We start from the raw sequence: 25,785 nt of genomic DNA on the forward strand, positions 1-25,785 counted from the left end.
AAAAAGAGATACCGTATGTTAATCAAAATATCACTGTATAACGAGAAACTTACTCACTCTCTTCATAAAGTTCTAATGGTAATCCATCCGGATCGTTGAAAAAGGTAAAACGTTTCCCGGTATAAGGATCGATACGAATTACCTCGTACTTTACTCCTGCGGCGGCCAGCTGGGTTATGGCGAGCTCCAAATCCCGTACGCTAAAAGCTAAATGTCTCAAACCACAAGCCTCCGGCTGAGTTGGTCTGGCTGGAGGCTGTGGGAAAGAAAATAACTCTATCTGATAGTTATCATTGATAGCCAGATCGGCCTTCCACGATTGACGCTCTGCACGATAATGTTCAGTTAATAATTCAAAACCTAATGTATGACAATAAAATTGCTTGCTGCGCTCATAATCTGCGCAAATGACTGCTATATGGTGTATTTTTTCAACTTTAAGCATATAAACATTCCAAAATTTAAAATTATCATCAATTAAATCAGTAAATTGAAAATCATCATACAATAATCAATTTGTGTTATTTTTCTTATTAACACGATTCAGCTCACTGAATACTAAAACCATAACTACTAGAATCCGCGGCTAAATCAAAATGATAGACACAATATAAGGTATAGCCATGTCTGAATCTCTCTCCTTCATTTTAGGAGTTATTCCTCTGGTCGCGTTAATTGTAATGATTTTGAAGATAAAAACTCCTATACATTATGCGGTTATCATTTCTTTAATTATTACTTTAGTTCTTGCTGGTTTCTTCTGGAAAACGCCAGTACAGAGCCTCTCTATGTCAACACTTTATGGTGCCTCTAAAGGGCTGTGGCCAATTATCATTGTTATTCTTGGCGCTATTTACAGCTACAACCTGATGTTGAAAACCGGCAGCATGGATGTGATAAAAAATGTTCTGGCCAATATCAGTGATGACAAACGAATTCAGATCTTACTTATTTCCTGGTGTTTCGGTGGATTTTTGGAAGCCGCAGCAGGTTATGGAACAGCAGTTGCCATACCCATTGGCATTCTTATCGCTTTAGGCTTTAATCCGTTAAAAGCAGCAATCGCCTCGTTGATAGTGAATACCGTACCAACCGCCTTTGGTGCTGTTGGTATTCCGGTTTCTATTCTGGCAGAACAAACTGGATTACCGGTACGTGAACTTAGTAGCATGATTATTATACAATTATCATTGTTTAATATCTTACTTCCTTTCGTCATTGTTGCTATTACCGGTAATGGTATCAAAGCCATCAAAGGTGTGTTCTTTATTACTTTGATGTGTGGTGTAAGCACCTTAATTCCTCAATATTTAGTCGCCACCTACCTCGGCGCTGAACTACCGGCTTTTGCGGGTAGTCTGGTAAGTATGCTGGTCACTATTTTCCTGGCAAAACGCCATAAAGCATCACAAAAAGAGCAAACTGGAGAACCAGAAACGGAAAAGCAGCATTATTCCCGCTCTACTCTGATGCGTGCCAGTGCTATCTATCTGCTAACATTCCTGTTTATTCTACTGTGCTCTCCGCTGTTCCCATCCATTAAAAACAGCGTAGGACAGCTTTCCAGCGTGATTCCTTATGCCCTAAGTGACAGTCAGGTTCTGAAGCTAAAAGTTGAATGGTTAAGCACTCCAGGTGTACTAATTATTATTGCGACTTTTATTGGCGGAATGATTCAGGGTGCCAGAATGTCAACCATGTTCGCCGTGCTCTGGGCCACCGTGGTACAGCTGAAAAACTCCATTATCGCCATTACCGCTATTGTTGCGATGGCAACAGTGATGGACACCAGCGGCATGATTAATGACATTGCCAATACACTGGTTAACGTTACCGGCATCGGTTATATCTTTATTGCTCCAATGATTGGTGCATTAGGTACCTTTGTTACCGGTAGTGATACCAACTCTAACGTGCTGTTTGGCAAGCTACAGACCAGCGCAGCAACTCAGTTAGGTATTGACCCTATCCTGCTGGCAGCCGCCAACACCTCCGGGGCAACCGGCGGCAAAATGATATCTCCTCAGAGTATTGCCATCGCGGTTTCGGCAACCAAAATGGATGGACAAAGCAGCGCCATCATGTCAGGTACCCTTAAGTACTGTGCGATTTATATTATTATTCTTGGCCTGAAAATAGGTGCTATGTACTACTTGTTTTATTCATAATACAAATCACATACAACACATTTAGGCAGTGATAAAATTCGTTCCCGATTGTTACCGGCCACCACTCAGGAGGCCGGTATTTCAAACACCAAAATGATGCGCTAACGGAATACTCATTATGATAATCGTTGAAAAACGACCGTCAGCCAAATGCATCTCTATGTTTTCGGAGTGACTATTGTATGAAAGTAAATTTTTATGTTACCTGCATCGGTGACGCACTGAAGGCCAATATGGCCCGTGATAGCGTGCTGCTGCTGGAACAGCTGGGATGTGAAGTACTTTTTCCTGAACGTCAGGGATGCTGTGGCCAACCAGCGCTCAACAGCGGCTATGTCAATGATGCCAAACCGGCAATGAAATCGTTGATTACCGCCTTTGAAGATAATGATTATCCGATCGTCTCTCCTGCTGGCTCCTGTACTTATGCTATTAAAAGCTATCCAACCCATCTGGCTGATGAACCTGAATGGGCCGCCAGAGCACAAGCGGTTGCTGACCGTATGCAAGATTTAACCAGCTTTATCGTTCACCAACTTGGTGTGGTTAACGTGGGTGCTCGCTTACCGGGAAAAGCAGTCTATCACCCATCATGTAGCCTGTTTCGTAAGCTTGGAGTGAAAGACGAACCCATCGCGTTACTAAATAATGTTGAAGGCCTGGAGCTGCTACCCATCGTTAATCAGGAAACCTGTTGTGGTTTCGGCGGTACTTTCTCCGTCAAGATGTCTGAGATCTCCGGTGAAATGGTAAAAGAAAAAGTTCAGCACATTATGGATGTCGAACCCGACTATCTGATTGGTGCAGACACCAGTTGCCTGATCAATATCAGTGGACGTCTGACTCGTGAAAAGCGTCCGGTAAAAGTGATGCATATCGCTGAAGTGTTAATGAGCCGCTAAGGGGATATCTCATGTCGATGAAAACCAGCAACATAGATTTTAAACCGCGCATCAAAGCAGAGATGGAAGACACCATCATGCGCAAAGCGGTAGCGATGGCTCAGGAGCGTATCGGAGCCAACCGTCAAATTATGGTTAACGAACTCGGTCACTGGGAAGAGTGGCGCGATCGTGCAGAGCAAATCCGTAACCACGTACTTGAAAACCTTGATGCCTATTTGTACCAGCTGTCAGAAAAAGTAACGCAAAATGGCGGACACGTCTATTTTGCCAAAACCAAAGAACAAGCCACTGACTATATTCGTGATATCGCCCGCCAGAAACAGGCAAAAAAGGTGGTGAAATCAAAGTCTATGGTCACCGAAGAAATTGGCCTGAATCACGTATTACAAGCTGAAGGCATTGAAGTGGTTGAAACCGACCTTGGAGAATACATTCTTCAGGTTGATAACGATCCACCATCTCATATTGTGGTACCGGCAATCCATAAAGATCGCTATCAGATCCAAAAAGTTCTGCATGAAAAGCTGGGGTATGACGGTCCTGAAACACCAGAAGCCATGACGCAGTTTATTCGTGAACGCATCCGTAAAGACTTTCTGGAAGCTGATATTGGTATCAGTGGCTGTAACTTTGCAGTAGCGGAAACTGGCAGTATCTGTCTGGTCACCAATGAAGGCAACCTGCGCATGGCTACCACCCTGCCTAAAACGCATATTGCTGTCATGGGAATGGAGCGTATTGCCCCAACCTTTGAAGAGGTTGATGTACTGATTACTCTGCTGTGCCGCAGTGCAGTAGGTACTCGCTTAACCAGCTATAACACCTGGCTAACGGGCCCTCGTGAAGCAGGGCATGTTGACGGGCCTGAAGAGTTCCATTTGGTTATCGTTGATAATGGCCGTTCAAAAATTCTTGGCTCAGAATTTAAAGATGTTCTGCGCTGTATTCGCTGTGGGGCCTGTCTGAATACCTGTCCGGCTTACCGCCAGATTGGTGGTCACGGTTACGGTTCTATCTATCCCGGCCCGATTGGTGCAGTTATTTCACCTTTATTGGGTGGTTATGAAGATTTCCACGACCTTCCTTACGCCTGTTCACTGTGTAATGCCTGTAATCAGGTATGTCCGGTAAAAATTCCTCTGGCTCAGTTAATCGTTAAACATCGCCGGGTTATGGCAGAAACTGGCCTGACGCCAAAAGGCGAGCGCCGTTTCACTCGTTTGTTTAATTATGCTAACGCCCATCCTGCACTGTGGAAAGTCGGTATGACCATGGGTGCCAAAATGGCCAACTGGATGATTAAAGACGGCAAAGTACCGCTTCAAATTGACGTACTCAATGACTGGATGGAAGCCCGTGACTTACCTGCGCCAGATGGTGAAGGATTCCGCAGTTGGTTTAAACGTCATCAGGCTGAGAGGAATAAGTAATTATGTTAATGAATCAACAAAACCGTACTGCATTTCTGGATGAGATTGCCCGTCAGCTAGGGCGTGAAGTGCGCAAAATGCCATCTGAAAGTAAGCCACCGGTAAACAGCTATCCTCAAACACGTCTGACGGATAAAACCCAAGATGAACTTTGTCTGGAATTTATGGAGTTTGCCAGCACTCAGAAAGTAAAGTGTGTACTGAGCCGTCCTGAAGGATTGATTGGCGATCTTATGTCCCTGTGCGACGAGTATGGTGGTACACCAGTGATTATCAGCGGTGACCAACGTTTAGCTGACCTAGGTATCACTGCAGCATTAAAAGAGCAGTTTGATGCATGGGAATGGAACCCTGATAAAGGGGAAGAAAACATCCATATGGCAGAGAAAGCTAAAGTGGGTATTGCCTATGCCGAAGCGGGTCTGACTGAATCTGGTGGTATCGTACTATTCTCTGCACCAGAGCGAGGCCGTTCCGTTAGTTTGCTGCCGGAAACCTCTATCTTCGTGCTACGTAAAAGCACTATTTTACCGCGCGTAGCTCAAATGGCTCAACGTCTGCACCATATGGCTCAGGCGGGCGAACGGATGCCATCCTGTATTAACCTGATTGGCGGCCCAAGCTCCACTGCTGATATTGAATTAATCAAAGTGTTTGGCGTTCATGGTCCTGTTCATGCGGCTTATGTAGTACTGGAAGACTGTTAACCGGGAGTATCACAGCGGCAGGGAGATAATTTTCCCTGCCCTCTTTCTTCAGTTAATTATTTCTGTTCAGCTGGCTATACATCTATTGATGGCTGAAACATACTTATAAATCGGCCATCCATCAGGATATACAGCAAAATGTCAGAAAAACAGACTCATCATGATTTAGTAGAACGGCAGTTTGGTGAACAGGCCAACGCTTATTTAACCAGCAGCGTACATGCTCAAGGCGCGGACTTACAGAAGTTAGCCCTTATACTTAAAACTCAATCTCAAGCTAAAGTTCTGGATATTGGATGTGGAGCCGGACACGTTAGCTTTACCGCTGCGCCACTGGTTCACAGCGTTATTGCCTATGACCTGAGTACAGATATGCTTAATGCGGTTCTTAAAGGTGCCTCAGAGCGTCAGATATCCAATATTCAAACTGCCTGTGGTATCGCTGAATCACTGCCTTTTGAGTCAAATAGTTTTGATATTGTTCTCAGTCGTTATTCTGCTCACCATTGGCAAAATGTAAGTCTGGCGCTAAATGAAGTCTATCGGGTGTTGAAACCTGGTGGAAAGGTAGTGTTTATGGATGTCATCTCACCTGGTAATCCGGTTTTAGATATCTATCTGCAAACGGTGGAAGCCCTGAGGGATCGCTCTCACGTCCGTGATTACAGCATTGCTGAATGGAGCCGGTTTATTAATGAATCGGGCCTGGCTCTCAGTGAAATATCGACTGACCGTTTACAGCTGGAGTTCAGCAGTTGGACGCAGCGTATGCGCACTCCACAACACTATATTGATGCTATCAGAGCTTTTCAGCAGGAAGCATCACTGGAAGTAAAAAGCTATTTTGCGATTGATGCTGATGGTACTTTTTCCACAGATATTGCTATGTTTATCAGTCATAAAAACTGACGATTATCATTTCAGCAACAGTATTCAGGCAATAAAAAAACCCGTGGATGATAAAATTCACGGGTTTTTATTTATTCATCAGCTATCAGCAGTAACCATAGCCCATCAGACGCTGATAACGACGATCCTGTAACGATTCGGTATCCAGTTCATCCAACTCGGACAAATCTGACAGCAGCTTAGCCTTCAGTGATGCCGCCATCTCTTCCGGATTACGGTGTGCGCCACCCAGAGGTTCTGGTACCACGGCATCAATCAAACCCAATTCTTTTAGACGAGGCGCGATGATACCCATAGCTTCCGCAGCCAGAGGAGCTTTATCAGCGCTCTTCCACAGAATAGATGCACAACCTTCCGGTGAAATAACAGAATAGGTGCTGTATTGCAGCATATTCACTTTATCACCAACGCCGATAGCTAATGCACCACCGGAACCACCTTCACCGATAACGGTACAAATGACCGGAACCTTCAGGCGAGACATTTCGCGCAGGTTACGTGCAATCGCTTCTGACTGGCCACGCTCTTCTGCACCCACACCCGGATATGCTCCCGGTGTATCAATAAAGGTAATAATTGGCAAATTGAAACGTTCAGCCATTTCCATCAGGCGTAGCGCTTTGCGATAGCCTTCTGGCGCAGGCATGCCGAAGTTACGGCGAATTTTTTCTTTGGTTTCGCGGCCTTTTTGATGGCCAATGATCATCACCGGACGTCCGTCCAGACGAGCCATACCACCAACAATAGCTTTGTCGTCAGCGTAAGCACGATCGCCCGCTAACTCATCAAAGTCAGTAAAAATATGCTGAATATAATCCAGGGTGTAAGGTCTGCGTGGATGACGGGCAAGTTGTGCAATCTGCCACGCTCCAAGTTCAGAGAAAATTTTATTAGTCAGTTCAAGGCTTTTCTCATGCAGACGCTTAACCTCTTCATCAAGGTTAATATCCAATTTTTCGTCTTGAAGACTGATTGCCTTCAGCGAATCAATTTTCGCTTCTAATTCAGCAATCGGCTGTTCAAAATCCAGAAAATTCAGACTCATAGCATTCCTATTTTAGTCAAATTCCAATTCTACCTGGGCATTACCCACAAGCGTTCTCAGGTCTATCAGCAAACGTTCGGTTGGCGTTACCCGCCATGCTGTACCAAATTTAAGCCGTGCCCGGGCATCTTCCCGCTGGTAATACAGATGTACTGGAATCGTCCCCGATCGATGGGGTTCCAGCGATTCACGAAGACGGTTTAAAAGCTGGTCATCAATTTGCCTGTCCATCAACGAGATGGCAAGCCCACGAGCGTATTTTTCTCGCGCTTCACTGATGTCCATTAATTCGCGGACCATCATTTTAAGCCCGCCGCTAAAATCATCAAAGCTGACCTGTCCGGTCGCTATCAGGATTCGATCTTTTTCCAGCAAATGCTGGTATTTTTCAAGTGCCTCAGAGAATAGCATGACTTCAAGGCGACCGGAACGATCATCCAACGTACAAATACCAATTCTGTTACCGCGCTTGGTAGTCATCACTCTGGCTGCGACCACTAAACCAACGGCAACAATGGTTTTACCACGTTCTGTTGGGTGCATATCTTTCAGACGGATGCCGCCGGTATAGCGTTCCAACTCTTTCAGATATTGCGTGATTGGGTGTCCGGTAAGATAGAGACCCAGCGTTTCACGTTCACCATCTAATATAACCTGCTCTGGCCACGGTGCCACATTAGCATAGGCTTTCTCAACATGCTCGGGTTCTTCTGCCAATACCCCAAACATATCGGCCTGCCCCAGCGCTTCGGCTTTAGCATGCTGATCTGCTGCCTTCATCGCTTCGGTTAAAGAGTGCATTAATGCCGCACGATGTGGGCCGAGGCGATCAAATGCCCCCGCCATTATCAGTTTCTCCAACACCCGCTTGTTTAAGCGCTTAGTGTCAGAGCGGGCACACAGGTCAAACAACTCTTTAAAATAGCCGCCCTGATTCCTTGCTTCAATTATAGCTTCTATTGGGCCTTCACCAACGCCTTTAATTGCACCAATACCGTAAACAATTTCACCATCATCGTTAACGTGGAAATGATACAGGCCGCTGTTGATATCTGGCGGTAGCACTTTTAAGCCCATACGCAGACATTCATCCACCAGGCCCACCACTTTTTCGGTGTTATCCATATCGGCAGTCATTACCGCCGCCATAAATTCAGCCGGATAGTGAGCTTTCAACCACAGTGTCTGATAAGAAACTAATGCATAAGCCGCAGAGTGAGATTTGTTAAAACCATAACCTGCAAACTTCTCTACCAGGTCAAAGATTTTCATCGACAGTTCACCGTCGATGCCCATCCTTTCTGCGCCCTCTTTAAATACCGAGCGCTGCTTGGCCATCTCTTCGGGTTTTTTCTTACCCATTGCGCGACGCAACATATCCGCGCCGCCCAAGGTATAACCCGCCAGAACCTGAGCAATCTGCATAACCTGTTCCTGATACAGGATGATGCCATAGGTTGGTTCAAGCACTGGTTTCAGAGATTCATGTTGCCACTGAATATCTGGGTAGGAAATTGCTTCGCGCCCATGCTTACGGTCGATAAAGTTATCTACCATGCCCGATTGCAACGGCCCCGGACGGAACAATGCCACCAGAGCGATCATATCTTCAAAGCAGTCGGGTTTCAGACGCTTAATCAGATCTTTCATACCGCGGGATTCAAGTTGGAATACCGCAGTAGTTTCTGACCGTTGCAGCATGTCGAAACTTTTTTGGTCGGCCAGTGGAATGGCGCTGATATCAATAGGTTCCTGACCCGCTTTCGCCCGACGCGCATTGATCATGCCCAGCGCCCAGTCGATAATGGTCAGGGTACGCAGCCCCAGGAAGTCAAACTTCACCAGACCTGCATATTCCACATCGTTTTTATCAAACTGAGTAACCGGGAATTGCCCTTCCGCATCACAGTATAACGGTGCGAAATCGGTGATTTTGGTTGGAGAAATAACCACACCACCGGCATGTTTACCGGCGTTACGGGTTACCCCTTCCAGCTGACGCGCCATATCAATGAGCGCCTTAACCTCTTCATCCGCTTCATACAGTTCAGGTAACTGTGGCTCTGCAGCAAACGCTTTTTCCAGCGTCATGCCCGGGTCCATCGGAATCAGTTTTGATATGCGATCGACAAAACCGTATGGATGCCCTAATACCCGGCCTACGTCGCGAATAACCGCTTTTGCTGCCATGGTACCGAAGGTAATAATTTGTGATACCGCATCCCGACCGTACATTTCAGAAACATGGTCAATAACCCGGTCGCGTTTCTCCATACAGAAGTCAACGTCAAAGTCAGGCATGGAAACCCGTTCCGGATTAAGGAAACGTTCGAACAGCAGGTCAAATTCCAGTGGGTCCAAGTCGGTGATGCCCAGCGCATAAGCCACCAGAGACCCCGCACCCGAACCACGACCGGGCCCGACGGGAACATCGTTATCTTTGGACCACTGAATAAACTCCATTACGATCAGGAAGTAACCGGGGAATCCCATCTGGTTAATTACCTGCAATTCAATATCCAGACGTTCATCATATTCCGGGCGTCTCTCCGCCCGGACAGCAGGGTCGGGATATAAAAACTCCAGGCGTTTTTCCAGCCCCTCTTTGGAACGGGCAACCAGAAAATCTTCTGTGGTCATCTCACCAGTTGGAAATTGCGGCAGGAAATACTCACCTAAACGAATTGTTACATTACAGCGTTTAGCAATCTCAACGCTATTTATCAACGCTTCAGGTAGATCGGAGAACAGTTCACACATCTCCTCTTCACTGCGTAGATATTGCTGAGCACTGTATTTTTTCGGTCGTTTAGGGTCGTCCAGAGTAAAACCATCGTGAATGGCTACCCGGATTTCATGAGCATCGAAGTCTGAAATATCGATAAATTTAACATCATTCGTGGCAACAACCGGAATTCCTTCCCGGGTAGCCAGTTCAACGGCAGCATGAAGATAAACCTCTTCTTCATCTCTTCCGGTTCGGACCAACTCCAGATAGTAGTTATCCGGAAAGTGAGTACGATAAAACTGCAAGCACTCATCGACTAAATGCTGATTACCACGCAGCAGCGATTGCCCAACATCACCAAAACGAGCGCCAGAAAGCAGAATCAGGCCGCTTTTGTATTCTATCAGCCAGTCCCTATCGATAACCGGACCACCCTGAACATAGCCTCGCTGGTACGCTTTGGAAATCAGCATGGTCAGATTCTGATAGCCTTCATTGTTGGCCGCCAGAACGGTAATTTCCGTTAGTTCATCGCCGAAAGTTTCGCTTTGAATCCGAAAGTCTGCACCAATAATTGGTTTAATACCTGCCCCATGTGCAGAACCGTAAAACTTCACCAGTCCACACAGGTTAGTAAAGTCAGTAATCGCCATCGCAGGCATGCCTAGCGAGGCCACCTTTTTCACCAACGGGCCCACTTTGGCTAATCCATCAATCATGGAGAAGTCACTGTGAATACGAAGATGAATAAAACGAGGATCAGCCATATCAAATACCAGCTATCAGATTACAAACATTATCGGGATACATCAGAAAAATCATAGCAGACTTATTCCAGCCCTAAAGCACGTCTGACCGGAGCAAAGCTGCGACGATATTCTTCTGTCGCACCATGTTCCGCTAACTTCTCCAAATGCAGGGCTGTAGGATACCCTTTATGTTGAGCAAATCCATACTGTGGAAAACGTAAATCAAGCTCAGTCATTTCACAGTCGCGGGTCACTTTAGCCAGTATTGATGCGGCACTGATTTCAGCTACCCGGCTATCCCCTTTAACCACCGCCTGTGAAGACATGGGCAATTTAGGACAACGATTACCATCAATCAGCACAAAGTCGGGCTGAATATGTAAGCCTGCTACTGCACGTTGCATAGCCAGCATAGTGGCATGCAAAATATTCAACCGGTCAATCTCTTCTGGCTCAGCACGTCCCAGACTCCAACTCAGCGCTTTATCTTTAATTTCATCGTACAGGGATAAACGCTTCTTTTCGCTAAGCTTTTTAGAGTCAGCTAAACCAACAATTGGATTAGCCGGGTCAAGAATTACAGCAGCAGTCACCACCGCACCGACTAACGGGCCACGTCCAACCTCATCAACACCAGCAATCAGGCTTGCCGCTGGATAAACAAATGGTTCGATAATGATACTTTTTGCCATTGGGATTTATTACTCCTTGCTGTCAGACTGGGTCGGAAAATAACCTGCCAGTTCTAAAACAGCCTGCGCTGCCTGACGGTCTGCGTCACAACGAATACTCTGATGCAGTTCAGTAAAAGTTTGCTTCAGAGCACGGGTATGGTCATTGTCATTATTCAGCAATGGAGTCAATGACGCAGCCAGCTTTTCCGGCGTACAGTCATCTTGCAGTAATTCCGTTACCAATTCCCGGCCTGCCAGCAAATTAGGCAGTGACACATAAGGTGTTTTAATCAGACGTTTTGCCAACCAGAAAGTGAAAGGCTTCATACGATAGCCAACCACCATTGGGCACTTGGCCAACATACACTCCAGCGCAGCAGTACCTGAAGCCAATAAAGCTGCATCGCTGGCAATCATTGCGCTACGCGCCTGACCATCCAGTAATCGCACTTTCAGATCGGGAGCTACTTCTGATTTAATTCGCTCGAACTGCTCACGCCGTTTGGCATTCACCAACGGCACCAACACTTCCAATTCAGGATAAGTTTCTCTCAGCAACATGGCTGTTTTCAGAAAATCAGCGCTGAGCATCTCTACTTCCGCATTACGGCTACCCGGTAGTAACGCCAGACAGTGTACGTTATCCGCAATACCTAACTGTTCTCTGGCTGCATGGCGATCGGGAACCAATGGCATAGCATCCGCCATGGTATGACCAATAAAACGACAGGGTACCTGATAGCGGTCGTAGAAGGCTTTTTCAAACGGCAAAAAGGCCAATACCAGATTGGTTGAACGACCGATTTTAAACACCCTATTCTGACGCCAGGCCCATACTGAAGGGCTGACATAGTGAATAGTTTTGATGCCATGCTGCTTTAAGCGGCCTTCAAGAGTAATATTAAAATCAGGTGCATCAATACCCACAAATACATCTGGCTTCAGCTCACTAAAACGTTGGGTCAGCTGTTTGCGGATTTTCAATAACCGGGGTAGACGTTCCAAAACTTCAACTACACCCATTACCGCCAGTTCTTCCATTTCAAACCAGGCTTCACAACCTTCGGCTTGCATTAATGGGCCAGCAACACCAACAAAGCGAGCATCGGGGTATTGATCTTTTAAAGCACGAATCAGGCCTGCACCAAGAATATCGCCGGAGGTTTCCCCGGCGACTAATCCTATGGTAAGAGGACGCGACTGCATAATTTAACGAATGATGCCGCGAGTAGAGCGACTAAAGAAATCAACAAACAGCTGAACGGCAGGTTGTTGTTTTGCCAGCTCTTCAATTTCTGGTTTCACTTCATCCAGCGTCTTGCCACTGCGATAAAGCAGCTTATAAGTATTGCGAATGGCGTGCAGCGCATCTTTCTCAAAGCCACGACGCTTCAAACCTTCAATATTGACACCAAACGGCGTGGCATGGTTGCCCTGCGCAATAACGTAAGGAGGAACGTCCTGAGCAACGCCAGAACAGCCACCCACCATAACGTGAGCACCAATCACACAGAACTGGTGAATAGCCGTCATGCCACCAATAATAGCAAAGTCATCAATCTCAACATGCCCTGCCAGCGCAGCATTATTCGCCAGAATACAACGGTTACCAATTTGGCAATCGTGAGCAACGTGGGCATTGATCATTAACAGATTATCACTGCCGATTTTAGTTAAACCACCGCCTTGTACTGTACCCCGGTGAATAGTCACACTTTCACGAATACGGTTACGGTCGCCAATCTCTACGCGGGTAGGCTCACCGGCATATTTCAGATCCTGATTCACTTCACCAACGGAAGCGAATTGATAAATCTGGTTATCGGCACCAATTTTTGTGACGCCATTAACCACGACATGAGATTTGAGTACGGTACCCGGTCCAATTTCAACCTGAGAGCCAACCAGGCAAAACGGGCCAATGTGAACATTAGCTCCGATGACCGCACCCTCTTCAACGATTGAAGTTGGGTGAATAAAGGCGGTGTTATCAATCACAGTATTAAGACTCCCGACGACGAGCGCACATCATGTCCGCTTCACAAGCGATTTCGCCATCAACTTTAGCGACACCACGGAAGCGGGCTACACCACGACGCTCTTTAATAAACTCAACCTCAAGGACCAGTTGATCCCCAGGTAAAACAGGACGCTTAAAGCGAGCATTATCAACAGCAGCAAAATAGTAAAGCTCTCCTGGCTCTAAACGGCCAAGGCTCTTAAACGCCAAAATTCCTGTTGCCTGGGCCATCGCTTCCAGAATCAGTACGCCGGGGAAAATCGGCTTACCGGGGAAATGCCCCTGGAAGAAAGGCTCGTTTACAGAGACGTTTTTAATCGCTCTTAAAAATTTACCTTTATCAAAATCTAATACCCGGTCCACGAGCAAGAATGGATAACGATGAGGTAGTAAACTCAGTATCTCTTCAATATCCAGAGTACGATTGTCAGTAGTCAAAATGCTCATCCTGTCTTCAAAACTAAACTGATTGTATCAACAACGCGGCCTGCTTTTAGTCTTGAGGACTATAAAACAGGCCGCGAATAAAATTATAAAAATTAATGGGATAACGACTGTTTTCTTAAACTTATATCAGCTATTTTCCATCAACTTTCCGTTCAACGGCTTTCAGGCGTTTGCTCATATCGTTAATATTTAACACCAGAGCGGCTGTCTTGCGCCACTCTTTATTACTCTGAAGTGGAATACCGGAAGAATAAATTCCCGGTTCAGTGATGGGTCGCATCACCATTCCCATTCCAGTAACGACAGCTTTATCGCAGATTTCCATATGACCATTAATAACGCTGGCACCACCAATCTGGCAGTATTTGCCAATCGTCAAACTGCCCGCCATAATCACGCCACCGGCAACTGCGGTATTGTCGCCAATTATCACGTTATGCGCAATCTGACATTGGTTATCAATGATCACACCATTGCCAATAATCGTATCGTCCAGTGCGCCACGATCGATAGTCGTACAGGCACCAATTTCAACGTTATCACCAATTCTGACCGTCCCTAATTGAGGGATCTTAATCCAGTTTCCGCGCTCATTAGCATAGCCAAAACCATCCGCACCAATAACAGTACTGGATTGAATTAAGCCACCTGAACCAATAACAACTTCATGATAAATAGTGACATTAGCCCACAGGCGAGTACCTGCGCCTATACGTGCATTTTTACCGATAAAACATCCGGCACCAATCACTACGTTATCACCCAGTACTACGCCGCTTTCAATAACAGCATTCGCACCAATGGAAACATTCTGCCCCAATGTGGCACTTTCAGCAATTACTGCGGATGGCGCAATATCCTGAGCAGGAGATGGTGTTGTATCCAGTAACTGAGCCATACGTGCGTAGCTGAGGTAAGGATTCTTCACAACTAACGCAGCCAAATGTGAACAGAAAGGAAGATTTTCTTCGCTCAGCACCACTGCACTGGCCTCACAGGTCAAAAGCTGTTCCTGATAGCGGCTATTAGACAGAAACGTAATCTGTCCTTTTTTGGCAGATGTCATTGATGCAACACCGGTGATGACGATATCGCCATCACCGTGTATTTCTGCCCCCAAATGTTCTGCTAAATCAGCTAAACGAATGGAGTGCATAACTTATTTTACCTGCGCTAAAACTTTTTCAGTAATGTCGCTATCAGAGCTTACATAGAATGCAGCATCTGCTTTAACAACAACCGAATAACCATCTTTTTCAGCAACAGTTTTCACTGCGTCCTGAACTTTAGCAACTAACTTGTTCATTTCTTCTGCTTCACGACGACGGCTGTCCTGAGTAAAGGCTGCAGCTTTTTGCTGGAATGCCTTAATATCATTTTCCAGCTTAGTACGATCGGCTGCTTTCATTGAACCACCGCTAGTTTGCAGTTTCTTCACTTTATCCTGAGCAGCTTTCTCTTCAGATTGCAGAGCTGTAGCACGAGATTTGAACTCGCTTTCCAGCTTTTTAGCTACTGCTTCACGCTCTGGCATCTTTTGTAAAATGCTCATCACATCAACAACAGCAACTTTATCGGCCGCCTGAACGCCCGCTGAAGCAACCATAGCTAAACCTAAACCTGCAGCACATAACCACTTTTTCAATTTGAACTCCTTACTATAATTGCTATCGAGTTGAACTCGCTGTTTGTTACTACCTAACTCAGAACGATTACCAGGTGGTACCAATGTTGAACTGGAACTGTTCTGACCTATCTCCCTCATACTTCTCCAGTGGGTTAGCATAGGAGAACACTAGTGGGCCCAGTGGAGACATCCACTGTAACGCCACACCTGCAGAAGTACGGATATTGCCTGCTTCGCTGTAGTCCGGAATGCCCGCAGCTCTTGTTGCATCGGTATTTTTCCAGTTGGTATCCCAAACTGTACCGGCATCAAAGAACACCGAGGTACGCAAAGAGTTAGCATATTTATCGTCAACAAACGGCGTTGGGAAAATAAACTCTGCGCTGGCAACGCCCATTGCGTTACCACCAACCGCATCACTGTCACGCTCTAAATAGCAGTTTGCACTGGTATTTGGCGTTGAACAGCCGCGAATATAAACCGCTTTAGGACCGATGTTATTAGAACGGAAGCCACGAACGGTACTTGAACCACCTGCATAGAAGTTGTCATAGAATGGCATTTCTTTACCACCCAGACCATCACCGTAACCCGCACGTAAACGACCTAACAGAACCCATTTGTCGTTACTATCAATTGGATAGTAAGTAGCACTGTCAAAAGTAATTTTATAATACTCGTTGTCTGAACCAGGAATAGTTACTTTACCATTCACGCCAGCACGGCTACCGGAGGTTGGGAAGTAACCACGGTTGAGGCTGTTATAGCTCCAACCTGCGGTAAAGAAGAAATCATTAGCTTTATAATCGGCTTCATCATTCAGGCTTGGTGTTTCATCAACTGATTCCAGATAACGCCACATACCAATCTGCGGTTGCATATCCGTCAGGTCGTTGTGTACATAATCCAGACCAAAGCGTAATGAGTTATTCTCATTAATCGGGAAGCCTAATGTAGTGCCAAGACCATAACTGCTCTTGCTATAGTCAGACAGGTCAGCATCATCAGCGTTAAATTTATCGTAGAAAATCCGTCCGCCTAAGCTCACACCATCTACGGTAAAGTAAGGCTCGGTCACTGATAATTCGACATAGGTACGGTAATCGTTTTTAGTACCATTGATACCAACGCTCTTACCGGTTCCCATCCAGTTATCTTGTTGTAAACCAACCTGGAAGCTCACGCCACTTTCCGTACCGTAACCCACACCAAAGTTGAAGGTACCGGTGTTACGTTCTTTCACTTTGTACACCACATCAACCTGATCTGGCATACCCGGAACGCGCTCGGTTTCCACGTCAACCGTTTCAAAGTAACCTAAACGGTTTAAACGCTCTTTGCCTTGCTCAACCTGATCGTTACCTAACCATGCACCTTCCATCTGACGCATTTCGCGACGCAGTACGGAATCTTTACTGACATCGTTACCTTCAAAGCGGATACGACGCACGTAGAAACGGTTACCCGCATCAACGCTGATATGCAATTTAACGGTTTGAGCGTTGTCATCAATTTCAGGCTGGGTTGCTACCCGAGGATAGGCATAACCATAACGGCCCAACATTTTCTTAATACTGTCTTCAACCTGGGTCACTTTACTGCCGTTGTACAGTTCGCCTGGATTAACTTTCGCCAGTTCTTCAACTTCTGCACCACGACCCGCCAGGTTGCCTTTCACTTCAACACCTGAAAGTTTGTACTGCTTACCTTCAGTCACATTGATAGTGATATAGATGCTCTTTTTATCCGGTGTCAGACTGACGTTAGTAGAGTCAATATTGAAACGGGCATAGCCGCGATCCAAATAGAAACTACGTAACGCTTCGAGGTCACCCGATAATTTTTGTTTCTGATAATTGCGATCGCCAATAAAGTTCCACCAAGGAACCTCGTCGCGCAATTGGAAGCGACTAACTAACTCTTCAGTAGAGAAAGCGTTGTTGCCAACAATATTGATTTGCTGAATAGTGGCTGATGCACCTTCAGTAAAGACTAATTTTAAATCTACGCGGTTACGCGGTAATGGAGTGACAACGGCTTTTACTGAAGCGCTATATTTACCTACGCTATAGTAAAAATCCTCCAGCCCTTTTTCCATTGAACTCAGAGTGGTTCTGTCCAGCGCTTCACCAACCCGAACACCGGAAGATTCCATGTTCTGTTTCAGCATGTCGTCCTTCACCGATTTATTACCGGAGAAGGTGATACTTGCAATCGTTGGACGCTCTTTGACCTGAACAATCAAGGTACTGCCATCACGCAGTACTCGCACATCCTCAAAGTTTCCGGAAGCGAATAAGGCTCGGATAGTGTTCCCGATGTCATTATCGTCGATAGTGTCACCAACACGGACAGGCATATTTAACAATGCAGCCCCTGTGGCAACGCGCTGTAATCCTTCGAAACGAATGTCTTTTACGACAAACCCATCGGCACCGTATGCGGTGGCGCTGCCAAACAGCAGCGACGCTAGAAGCAACTTTTTCATCGCCATCGTTATAATCTGTTAACCCTAACCAAATTCTCTAGCCGTAAAAGCGTGAGAAGTCATTGAAAAGTGCAAGTCCCATCAACAGTACCAATAAGATTGCCCCAACACGATAACTGTAGTCCTGAACTCTCTCAGATACCGGTTTACCTGTTATCTTTTCTATTGCTAAAAACACAAGATGCCCCCCGTCTAACACGGGCAGAGGGAATAGATTGATTATGCCTAAGTTAACGCTGATAAGCGCTAAAAACATTAGATAATAAACCAAACCATACCCTGCTGATATTCCAGCACCTTGGGCTATCGATATCGGACCGCTCAGATTTTTTAACTGCACGTCACCGGTTATCAATTTACCCAGCATTTTGACTGTTAATTTAGTCAATTGCCATGTTTTATCACTTGCCTGATAAATAGCAGTAAACACACTGTACTGACGAGTAATTTTATACTCATCGGGCAGTGGTATCACCTTCGGCGATATCCCGGCGAAACCTTTAGTGGCCCCATCCTCGGATGTCTTTGCTTCCGGCGTCAGAACTAAAGAGTGGCTTGCGCCATTTCTTTCTATTACTAACTCTATAGGAACATTTGGGCTTTGGCTGACCAGTTTGACAAACTCAGCCCATTGTCCGAAATCTTTACCATTGATCTTAACCAGTCTGTCACCCGCCTGTAAACCTGCCTTTTCTGAGGCAGAACCAGGTTGAACCACATCCAGAACTGGTTCGATCTGGGGAAGTTTAGGTATAAAACCTAAACTTCTTATAGGATCCTGTTTCTCCGGATCAAACTTCCAACCGGTAAGATTCACGGTTTTAGTTTGGTCCAGCGTAGTACCGAATGGTGCAACGGTAAGCTCCATTTGGCTTTCACCAATTTGGCCTACTAACGCCAGGCGAACAGAATCCCAATCAGGCGTTTCGATACCATTAATGGCTTTTAGTTCCATTCCCGCAGAAATATTTGCTTGTGCAGCAATAGATTGCGGTTCAATTTCACCAATTACCGGACGTAAGCTTGGCACACCAATAATAAACACCAGCCAGTAGGCAAAAATAGCAAACAAAAAGTTAGCTATTGGTCCGGCCGCAATAATCGCTGCGCGTTGGCATACGGTTTTATTATTAAATGCCTGATTGCGGTATTGAGGTTCAACCTCTTCTGCCCGCTCGTCCAGCATCTTTACATAACCACCAAGGGGAATCATCGCGACAACGTATTCGGTGCCCCGCTTATCAGTACGTCGCCATATTGCTTTACCAAAGCCAATAGAGAAACGAATAACTTTTACTCCACAGCGGCGCGCGACCCAAAAGTGGCCAAACTCATGTACTGTTACCAAAATACCCAGCGCAACAATAAACGCAGCTACGGTTCCAACAATATTCATAGGCGATCGCTATTCCGTCTAACCTTTAAAAAACCAGGAAAATCAAACAGGCAAAAACTGGGATTGCCGCAGTCAGGCTATCAATTCGGTCCAAAACACCACCATGACCGGGAATTAAATTACCACTGTCTTTAATACCGGCTTCACGCTTAAACATACTCTCGGTTAAATCTCCCAGTACGGAGGCCAATACCGCCAGAACTGAACTGATTAATAACGTATTTAAAGAGATATGCAGCGGTGCATACAGGCTAAACAACCATGCCAGCAGCGCAGATGATATTAATCCGCCCACTAAGCCTTCCAGCGTTTTACCTGGAGAAACTTTAGGTGCCAGTTTATGTTTACCAAACAGACGTCCAAACGCATAGGCTCCGGAGTCAGCGCCCCAAACCAGGAACATAACGTACAGTAACCACCAGGCTCCAGTATAGCTATTTTCTTCAAAACCATACTGACGTAACGTCAACATACCCCAAAAAAATGGCACAATGGTCAGAACGCCAAAAATCAGACGTAACAGCCGGGAATGTTTCCAGAACTGTGCGGAAGCCGGATAAAACAGCACCATCAGCAGCGCCAGAACCCACCAGCCCAATGACGCTAGCAGAAAACCTTCAACCGCAGGATGTAATAACATTGGCAATGGAGAAATATAGGTTGGCCAATAGAGCGCAAACAAACCAATACCACAGATAACCGCCAGCGTAATGCGTTGCACTGGTGTTCCCATACCTGCTAACTGTCCCCACTCCCATGCAGCCAACATACAAATCGCAATAGTCATAATGGCGAAAGGCAGCGGCGGCAACATAAACAGTGCAGCAATAACCAGAGGAATAAGAATCAACGCGGTAATGATGCGTGACTTTAACACGAGAACCTCCTACAGTTCCTAAATGCTCGCGGGTTCAGTCCCACCAAAACGGCGTTCGCGTTGTGCAAATGCATTGAGCGCACCTTCAAAAACAAGTTCATCAAAATCAGGCCATAGCACTTCTGTAAAATAGAGCTCTGCATAAGCTATCTGCCACAGCAAGAAGTTACTTATCCGATGCTCACCGCCGGTCCTGATCACTAAATCTACCGGAGCCAAATCACACAAATTGATATACTGGCTCACCATTTGTTCGCTGATATCATCAGGCTCGATATCACCACTTTTTACCTGCTGAGCAATTTGTTGAACTGCCTGAATAATATCCCAACGTCCACCGTAATTTGCTGCAATATTTAATGTCAGTCCGGTATTGGCTTCAGTTACTGCTTCAGCACGCTGAATACGCCCTTGTAAGCGTTCACTAAAACGCGCGGTATCACCGATAATTTTTAAACGGACATTATGTTTATGTAAGCTCTTTACCTCTTTATCCAGAGCCCGAATAAAAAGCTCCATTAAGGCAGTCACTTCTTGAGGAGGGCGATTCCAGTTCTCGCTACTGAATGCATAAAGCGTTAGTGCCTCAATACCATTATTAACGGCGAAACTCACAGCTCTGCGTACAGCTTTCGCACCTTCCTGGTGACCAAAGATTCTCATTTTACCTAACTGCTTAGCCCAACGTCCGTTACCATCCATAATAATAGCAACATGACGGGGTACAGAGGCTTTTGGGTTATTCACTTGCTGCTTAGCGGGCGACATAACTTGTTAGAATTCCTCAGCTAAAAATAGAACAACCGTAAGAGACTGTTGTTTTTCTTGCGCAAAAAAGCCGTGAACTCTTCACGGCCCAAAAAAACAGCTCGTTAACGCGCTTTTCTACCGCCCAAATCCATGGATCGGATAGCTTAAACCGCATGATGAGACAAACTATACCATTTCGCCCCAATTGGAACAAATCAACCATTGTTAATGATTCCATGATGCAATAATTTGGTCTGCCTGCGCTCTGGCCCATAAATCTATCGCTAAAACCTCATCAATACTGAGAGGTTCCGCATGAACCAGCGATGCCATCACTTGATTATTAATAGCGGCAATATCAGTAAACCCAATTTTACCCTGTAAGAATGCACCAACGCTACACTCATTAGCAGCATTTAACGTTGTCGTTGCGGCCTGACCTGCATGACTGGCTTCAATAGCCAATTTCAGACAAGGATAGCGATCAAAATCTGGCTGTTCAAACGTCAATGCGCCGATACTGCAAAAATCCAGGTGATTAACCCCGGATGTTACCCGATTTGGATAAGCCATTGTGTGTGCAATTGGCGTACGCATATCCGGTGTCCCCAATTGTGCAATGACACTACCATCATGATAACGCACCATTGAGTGGATAACCGACTGAGGGTGAATCAATACTTCCATCTGCTCTGGCGATGCATTAAACAACCAACGTGCCTCAATGTATTCCAGCCCCTTATTCATCATAGTTGCTGAATCGACAGAAATCTTGCGTCCCATTGACCAGTTAGGATGTGCACAGGCCTGATCCGGTGTCATGTGCTTTAATTGTTCTACCGCAGTTTTTCTAAAAGGTCCGCCGGATCCGGTTAATACAATACGGGTAATACCCTGCTCTTCTAATGAAGCACTGCCAAGATCTTTTTGCACGGCTTCCGGCATGCTCTGAAAAATAGCATTATGCTCACTGTCGATTGGCAAGAGTTGTGCCCCTGATTGGGCAACCGCATCCATAAACAGACGACCACAGGTAACCAGTGACTCTTTATTGGCTAATAATACCTGTTTGCCCGCTCTTATCGCGGCCAGTGTCGGCAACAGGCCAATTGCACCGACAATGGCCGCCATCACTTGATCAACTTCCGCATCTTCAGCCAATTCACAGGCGGCCTGAATACCACTGACGACTTCCGTCTTCACCCCTTCAGATTTAAGGATGGTACGTAGTTGTTGTGCTGAAGTTTCATCAGCCATTGAAGCAAAGCGGGGACTAAACTCCCGACACTGCATCGCCATCTTTTCAACATTGCTACCGGCAACTAATGCAAACACACTGAATAAATGTGGATTTTCCCGGACTACCGACAATGTACTGTGACCAATAGAACCAGTAGATCCAAGAATAGTTATTTTTTTCATTAGGCTAATTCATTATCACTGACAAATACGCTGGTATTTCGGCAGAAGCGCGCCTGTCGAAATTGAATGCTGCACATATTACTCTTTTCATAGTGAAGAGATCACTAATTAACTTAGTCGGCTGAACCGCGTTATCTCTCGTTTTGTAAAAAAAAAGCCCGGTGCTGGTAACAGCCACCGGGCCATAATTCAAAACAGAATCAGAACGCCATTAACTCTGCTTCTTTCTCAGTTAATGCTTCATCCACTTTCTTGATATAAATATCAGTCAGTTTTTGAATCTCATCCTGTGTTTTACGCTCATCATCTTCGCTGATCTCTTTATCTTTCAGCAGCGCTTTAACTTTGTCGTTAGCATCACGACGAACGTTACGGATAGAAACACGACCTTGCTCTGCTTCATTACGCACAACTTTAGTCAAATCCTTACGGCGTTCTTCAGTTAACGGAGGAAGTGGAACACGAATAACTGTGCCCGCAGAAGATGGATTTAAACCTAAATCAGCTGACATAATCGCTTTTTCAACCGCCGGGCCTAAGCTGCGGTCAAATACAGTAATTGCCAGAGTGCGGGAATCTTCAACCACTACGTTGGCTAACTGACGCAAAGGGGTTGCTGAGCCATAGTAATCAACCTGAACACCATCAAGAATGCTTGGATGAGCACGGCCAGTACGAACTTTGCTGATATGTGTTTTAAACATTTCCAGGCACTTTTCCATGCGTACCTGAGCATCTTGTCTAATATCGTTAATCACGTTGCTAACCTTTTAATGCTAGTAATATGGTGGGCCACGCCTTATGCACAGCCCGCGAATAAGAAATTTGCTACTTTGCTTCAACACTCATCTTCAGCCTGAAGAGAAGCATACTATAAGCTTTTATTTTACCGTCGCGCTGAATTATTCAGCCGGTTTGGTAATTAAAGTCCCTTCAGCTTCGCCCATCACTACACGGCGTAAGGCACCAGGCTTATTCATATTAAATACGCGAATCGGTAAGTTATGGTCACGAGCCAGTGTAAATGCCGCCAGATCCATCACTTTCAGTTCCCTCTCTAATACATCCTGATAGCTCAGGGTTTCATACAACGTTGCCTCTGGGTTTTTCACCGGATCATCGGAGAACACACCATCAACTTTGGTGGCCTTCAATACTACATCCGCTTCAATTTCAATGCCGCGTAAACAGGCAGCAGAATCGGTAGTAAAGAATGGATTACCCGTACCCGCAGAGAAAATTACTACGCGACCATGACGCAACAGGCTGATAGCTTCTGCCCAGCTGTAATCATCACAGACGCCGTTAAGAGGAATAGCTGACATCAGACGGGCGTTCACATAGGCACGATGTAGCGCATCACGCATAGCCAGTCCGTTCATTACGGTAGCTAACATTCCCATGTGGTCGCCCACTACACGGTTCATACCGGCTTTTGCCAGGCCTGCACCGCGGAATAGATTGCCGCCACCAATAACTACACCAACCTGAATGCCTAACTCGACCAGCTCTTTAATCTCTTGTGCCATGCGATCTAACACACTGGCATCAATGCCAAAACCTTCAGAGCCCTGTAAGGCTTCGCCACTTAATTTAAGTAGGATTCTTTGATATACGGGTTTCGCGTTAGTAGCCATAGTCTTGTTTCCTGGTTGGCTGTTTATAATGGTCTGTTTATTCTAAAAAAACGGACCGATATGGTGATCGATCCGCCTTTTATGCATCAAGCTAAGCTTACTTAGTCATCGCAGCAACTTCTGCTGCAAAGTCTACTTCTACTTTCTCGATACCTTCACCCACTTCGAAGCGGATAAATTGTACAACGCCAGCTTTCTTCTCTTTCAGCAGATCGCCAACGGTTTTGCTTGGGTCCATAACGAAAGCCTGACCAGTCAGAGAGATCTCGCCGGTGAACTTACGCATACGGCCTTCAACCATTTTCTCAGCGATTTCGCGAGGTTTGCCAGATTGCATAGCGATGTCGATCTGGATTTCGTGCTCACGAGTAACCACGTCAGCAGGTACATCGTCTGGAGAAACGAACTCAGGCTTGCTTGCAGCAATGTGCATAGCAACATGCTTAACCAGCTCATCAGTAGTACCGGTTGCAGAAACCAGAACACCGATACGAGCACCGTGCATGTAAGCGCCCAGTCTGTCGCCTTTAACTACTTCAACGCGACGAATATTGATGTTCTCACCAATTTTCGCTACCAGCGCAGTACGCTGCTCTTCAAATTTTGCTTTTAATACTTCAACATCGCTGATGTTTTCAGCCAGTGCTGCATCAACAGCTGCGTTAGCAAAAGCCAGGAAACCTGCATCTTTAGCAACGAAGTCAGTTTCACAGTTAACTTCCATGATGACGCCCACTTTGGCATCAGCAGCAATTTTAGTCAGGATAACGCCTTCAGCAGCTACACGACCAGCTTTCTTAGCCGCTTTTGCCTGACCTGATTTACGCATGTTGTCGATAGCCAGCTCGATATCGCCATTTGCTTCAACCAGCGCTTTCTTACATTCCATCATACCAGCACCGGTACGATCGCGAAGTTCTTTTACTAGAGCTGCAGTAATTTCAGCCATTCTCTTTATCCTCGGTTATTCTTTGTCGGATGTTCTGTTGCATAAATAAGCAAAAAGGGAGCCTGCAAAGGCCCCCTAACCAACATATCTAATACCTGGTTAATAAGGGCTCTCTAATGGAGCACGCCTTATTACTCTGCTTCGATGAAGCTTTCTTCTACAGCCTGAACGCCCTGGTCTGAACGACCTTCACGTACGGTTGCAGCAACAGCGCCAAGGTACAGTTGTACTGCACGGATAGCATCATCGTTACCAGGGATAACGAAGTTAACACCGTCCGGATCAGAGTTAGTATCAACAACAGCAAATACAGGGATACCCAGGTTGTTTGCTTCTTTGATAGCAATGTGTTCGTGATCGGCATCGATAACGAAAATTGCATCAGGCAGGCCGCCCATATCTTTGATACCACCCAGGCTGTTCTCAAGCTTTTCCATTTCACGAGTACGCATCAGCGCTTCTTTCTTGGTCAGCTTATCGAAAGTACCATCTTGTGCCTGGACTTCTAATTCTTTCAAACGTTTGATTGACTGACGAACTGTTTTCCAGTTAGTCAGCATGCCACCTAACCAACGGTGGTTAACGTAGAATTGGTTGCAGCTCTTTGCAGCTTCTTTTACTGGCTCGGATGCAGCGCGTTTAGTACCAACAAACAGGATTTTGCCTTTATGAGACGCGATCTTGCCTAACTCAGCCAGAGCTTCGTTAAACATTGGTACAGTTTTTTCAAGGTTGATGATATGAACTTTGTTACGAGCACCGAAGATGAAAGGTTTCATTTTCGGGTTCCAGTAACGAGTCTGGTGACCAAAGTGAACACCAGCCTTGAGCATATCGCGCATTGATACAGTTGCCAT

General features: G+C 45.8%; 23 protein-coding genes. 5 read left to right on the top strand and 18 right to left on the bottom strand.

The genetic code is table 11. The annotated features are described in order from the left end of the window. Positions 1 to 49: 49 nt before the first annotated feature. Entirely contained in the window at positions 50 to 445 is a 396-nt protein-coding gene (locus tag GOL65_RS08400; protein WP_140920771.1) for a VOC family protein, read from the bottom strand. Positions 446 to 623: 178 nt separating this feature from the next. On the opposite strand from GOL65_RS08400, the gene GOL65_RS08405 reads away from it, so the two are divergent. From GOL65_RS08405 to GOL65_RS08425, 5 genes are all read left to right on the top strand, one after another. After that, positions 624 to 2,168, top strand: a complete 1,545-nt coding sequence (locus GOL65_RS08405; RefSeq protein ID WP_140920770.1) for an L-lactate permease — start codon at positions 624 to 626, stop codon at positions 2,166 to 2,168. Between the two features lie 182 nt (positions 2,169 to 2,350). After that, positions 2,351 to 3,070 (top strand): (Fe-S)-binding protein, encoded by a 720-nt coding sequence (locus GOL65_RS08410; RefSeq protein ID WP_140920769.1) that lies wholly within the window; start codon positions 2,351 to 2,353, stop codon positions 3,068 to 3,070. An 11-nt stretch (positions 3,071 to 3,081) separates the two neighbouring features. Next, positions 3,082 to 4,503: a LutB/LldF family L-lactate oxidation iron-sulfur protein gene (locus tag GOL65_RS08415; RefSeq protein WP_140920768.1), complete on the top strand. Its 1,422-nt coding sequence runs from the start codon at positions 3,082 to 3,084 to the stop codon at positions 4,501 to 4,503. A gap of 2 nt (positions 4,504 to 4,505) precedes the next feature. Then, positions 4,506 to 5,210 carry a LutC/YkgG family protein gene (locus GOL65_RS08420; protein WP_228723076.1) on the top strand — a complete coding sequence of 235 codons (705 nt, stop codon included), beginning with the start codon at positions 4,506 to 4,508 and terminating at the stop codon, positions 5,208 to 5,210. A gap of 138 nt (positions 5,211 to 5,348) precedes the next feature. Continuing rightward, positions 5,349 to 6,119, top strand: a complete 771-nt coding sequence (locus GOL65_RS08425) for a class I SAM-dependent methyltransferase (RefSeq protein ID WP_140920767.1) — start codon at positions 5,349 to 5,351, stop codon at positions 6,117 to 6,119. A gap of 85 nt (positions 6,120 to 6,204) precedes the next feature. Here GOL65_RS08425 and accA read toward each other — a convergent pair whose 3' ends face one another. The 17 genes from accA to rpsB form a co-directional block, all read right to left on the bottom strand. Further along, on the bottom strand, positions 6,205 to 7,164 hold the full coding sequence (accA, locus tag GOL65_RS08430) for an acetyl-CoA carboxylase carboxyl transferase subunit alpha (protein ID WP_140920766.1): 960 nt from the start codon (positions 7,162 to 7,164) through the stop codon (positions 6,205 to 6,207). Positions 7,165 to 7,176: 12 nt separating this feature from the next. Continuing rightward, positions 7,177 to 10,659: a DNA polymerase III subunit alpha gene (gene dnaE, locus GOL65_RS08435; protein ID WP_140920765.1), complete on the bottom strand. Its 3,483-nt coding sequence runs from the start codon at positions 10,657 to 10,659 to the stop codon at positions 7,177 to 7,179. Positions 10,660 to 10,721: 62 nt separating this feature from the next. Further along, on the bottom strand, positions 10,722 to 11,315 hold the full coding sequence (gene rnhB, locus GOL65_RS08440; RefSeq protein WP_407657497.1) for a ribonuclease HII: 594 nt from the start codon (positions 11,313 to 11,315) through the stop codon (positions 10,722 to 10,724). A 27-nt stretch (positions 11,316 to 11,342) separates the two neighbouring features. After that, the gene (gene lpxB, locus GOL65_RS08445; RefSeq protein WP_140920764.1) at positions 11,343 to 12,521 is read right to left on the bottom strand and encodes a lipid-A-disaccharide synthase; all 1,179 of its coding nucleotides are present in this window, start codon (positions 12,519 to 12,521) and stop codon (positions 11,343 to 11,345) included. 3 nt (positions 12,522 to 12,524) lie between these two features. Continuing rightward, a complete protein-coding gene (lpxA, locus tag GOL65_RS08450) occupies positions 12,525 to 13,313 on the bottom strand; it encodes an acyl-ACP--UDP-N-acetylglucosamine O-acyltransferase (protein WP_140920763.1) in 789 nt (262 codons plus the stop codon). A gap of 4 nt (positions 13,314 to 13,317) precedes the next feature. Continuing rightward, on the bottom strand, positions 13,318 to 13,773 hold the full coding sequence (gene fabZ / locus GOL65_RS08455; RefSeq protein ID WP_108902140.1) for a 3-hydroxyacyl-ACP dehydratase FabZ: 456 nt from the start codon (positions 13,771 to 13,773) through the stop codon (positions 13,318 to 13,320). A 139-nt stretch (positions 13,774 to 13,912) separates the two neighbouring features. Further along, the gene (gene lpxD, locus GOL65_RS08460; RefSeq protein ID WP_140920762.1) at positions 13,913 to 14,938 is read right to left on the bottom strand and encodes a UDP-3-O-(3-hydroxymyristoyl)glucosamine N-acyltransferase; all 1,026 of its coding nucleotides are present in this window, start codon (positions 14,936 to 14,938) and stop codon (positions 13,913 to 13,915) included. Between the two features lie 3 nt (positions 14,939 to 14,941). After that, complete coding sequence (locus tag GOL65_RS08465; protein ID WP_140920761.1) at positions 14,942 to 15,427, bottom strand: OmpH family outer membrane protein; 486 nt, start codon at positions 15,425 to 15,427, stop codon at positions 14,942 to 14,944. Positions 15,428 to 15,494: 67 nt separating this feature from the next. Next, complete coding sequence (gene bamA, locus GOL65_RS08470) at positions 15,495 to 17,903, bottom strand: outer membrane protein assembly factor BamA (protein WP_140920760.1); 2,409 nt, start codon at positions 17,901 to 17,903, stop codon at positions 15,495 to 15,497. Between the two features lie 31 nt (positions 17,904 to 17,934). Further along, positions 17,935 to 19,293, bottom strand: coding sequence for a sigma E protease regulator RseP (rseP, locus tag GOL65_RS08475; protein ID WP_140920759.1), 1,359 nt, complete (start codon positions 19,291 to 19,293; stop codon positions 17,935 to 17,937). Between the two features lie 25 nt (positions 19,294 to 19,318). Then, on the bottom strand, positions 19,319 to 20,170 hold the full coding sequence (cdsA, locus tag GOL65_RS08480) for a phosphatidate cytidylyltransferase (RefSeq protein WP_179038270.1): 852 nt from the start codon (positions 20,168 to 20,170) through the stop codon (positions 19,319 to 19,321). Between the two features lie 18 nt (positions 20,171 to 20,188). Next, positions 20,189 to 20,938, bottom strand: coding sequence for a (2E,6E)-farnesyl-diphosphate-specific ditrans,polycis-undecaprenyl-diphosphate synthase (ispU, locus tag GOL65_RS08485; protein WP_140920757.1), 750 nt, complete (start codon positions 20,936 to 20,938; stop codon positions 20,189 to 20,191). Positions 20,939 to 21,145: 207 nt separating this feature from the next. After that, positions 21,146 to 22,342: a 1-deoxy-D-xylulose-5-phosphate reductoisomerase gene (gene ispC / locus GOL65_RS08490; protein ID WP_140920756.1), complete on the bottom strand. Its 1,197-nt coding sequence runs from the start codon at positions 22,340 to 22,342 to the stop codon at positions 21,146 to 21,148. A gap of 200 nt (positions 22,343 to 22,542) precedes the next feature. Beyond that, positions 22,543 to 23,100 carry a ribosome recycling factor gene (gene frr, locus GOL65_RS08495; RefSeq protein ID WP_130590637.1) on the bottom strand — a complete coding sequence of 186 codons (558 nt, stop codon included), beginning with the start codon at positions 23,098 to 23,100 and terminating at the stop codon, positions 22,543 to 22,545. Between the two features lie 144 nt (positions 23,101 to 23,244). Beyond that, on the bottom strand, positions 23,245 to 23,979 hold the full coding sequence (gene pyrH / locus GOL65_RS08500) for a UMP kinase (protein ID WP_140920755.1): 735 nt from the start codon (positions 23,977 to 23,979) through the stop codon (positions 23,245 to 23,247). A gap of 97 nt (positions 23,980 to 24,076) precedes the next feature. After that, positions 24,077 to 24,928, bottom strand: a complete 852-nt coding sequence (gene tsf / locus GOL65_RS08505) for a translation elongation factor Ts (protein ID WP_140920754.1) — start codon at positions 24,926 to 24,928, stop codon at positions 24,077 to 24,079. Positions 24,929 to 25,059: 131 nt separating this feature from the next. Beyond that, a complete protein-coding gene (rpsB, locus tag GOL65_RS08510; protein ID WP_130590634.1) occupies positions 25,060 to 25,785 on the bottom strand; it encodes a 30S ribosomal protein S2 in 726 nt (241 codons plus the stop codon).

Source organism: Limnobaculum xujianqingii, from assembly GCF_013394855.1.
Classification (GTDB): domain Bacteria; phylum Pseudomonadota; class Gammaproteobacteria; order Enterobacterales; family Enterobacteriaceae; genus Limnobaculum; species Limnobaculum xujianqingii.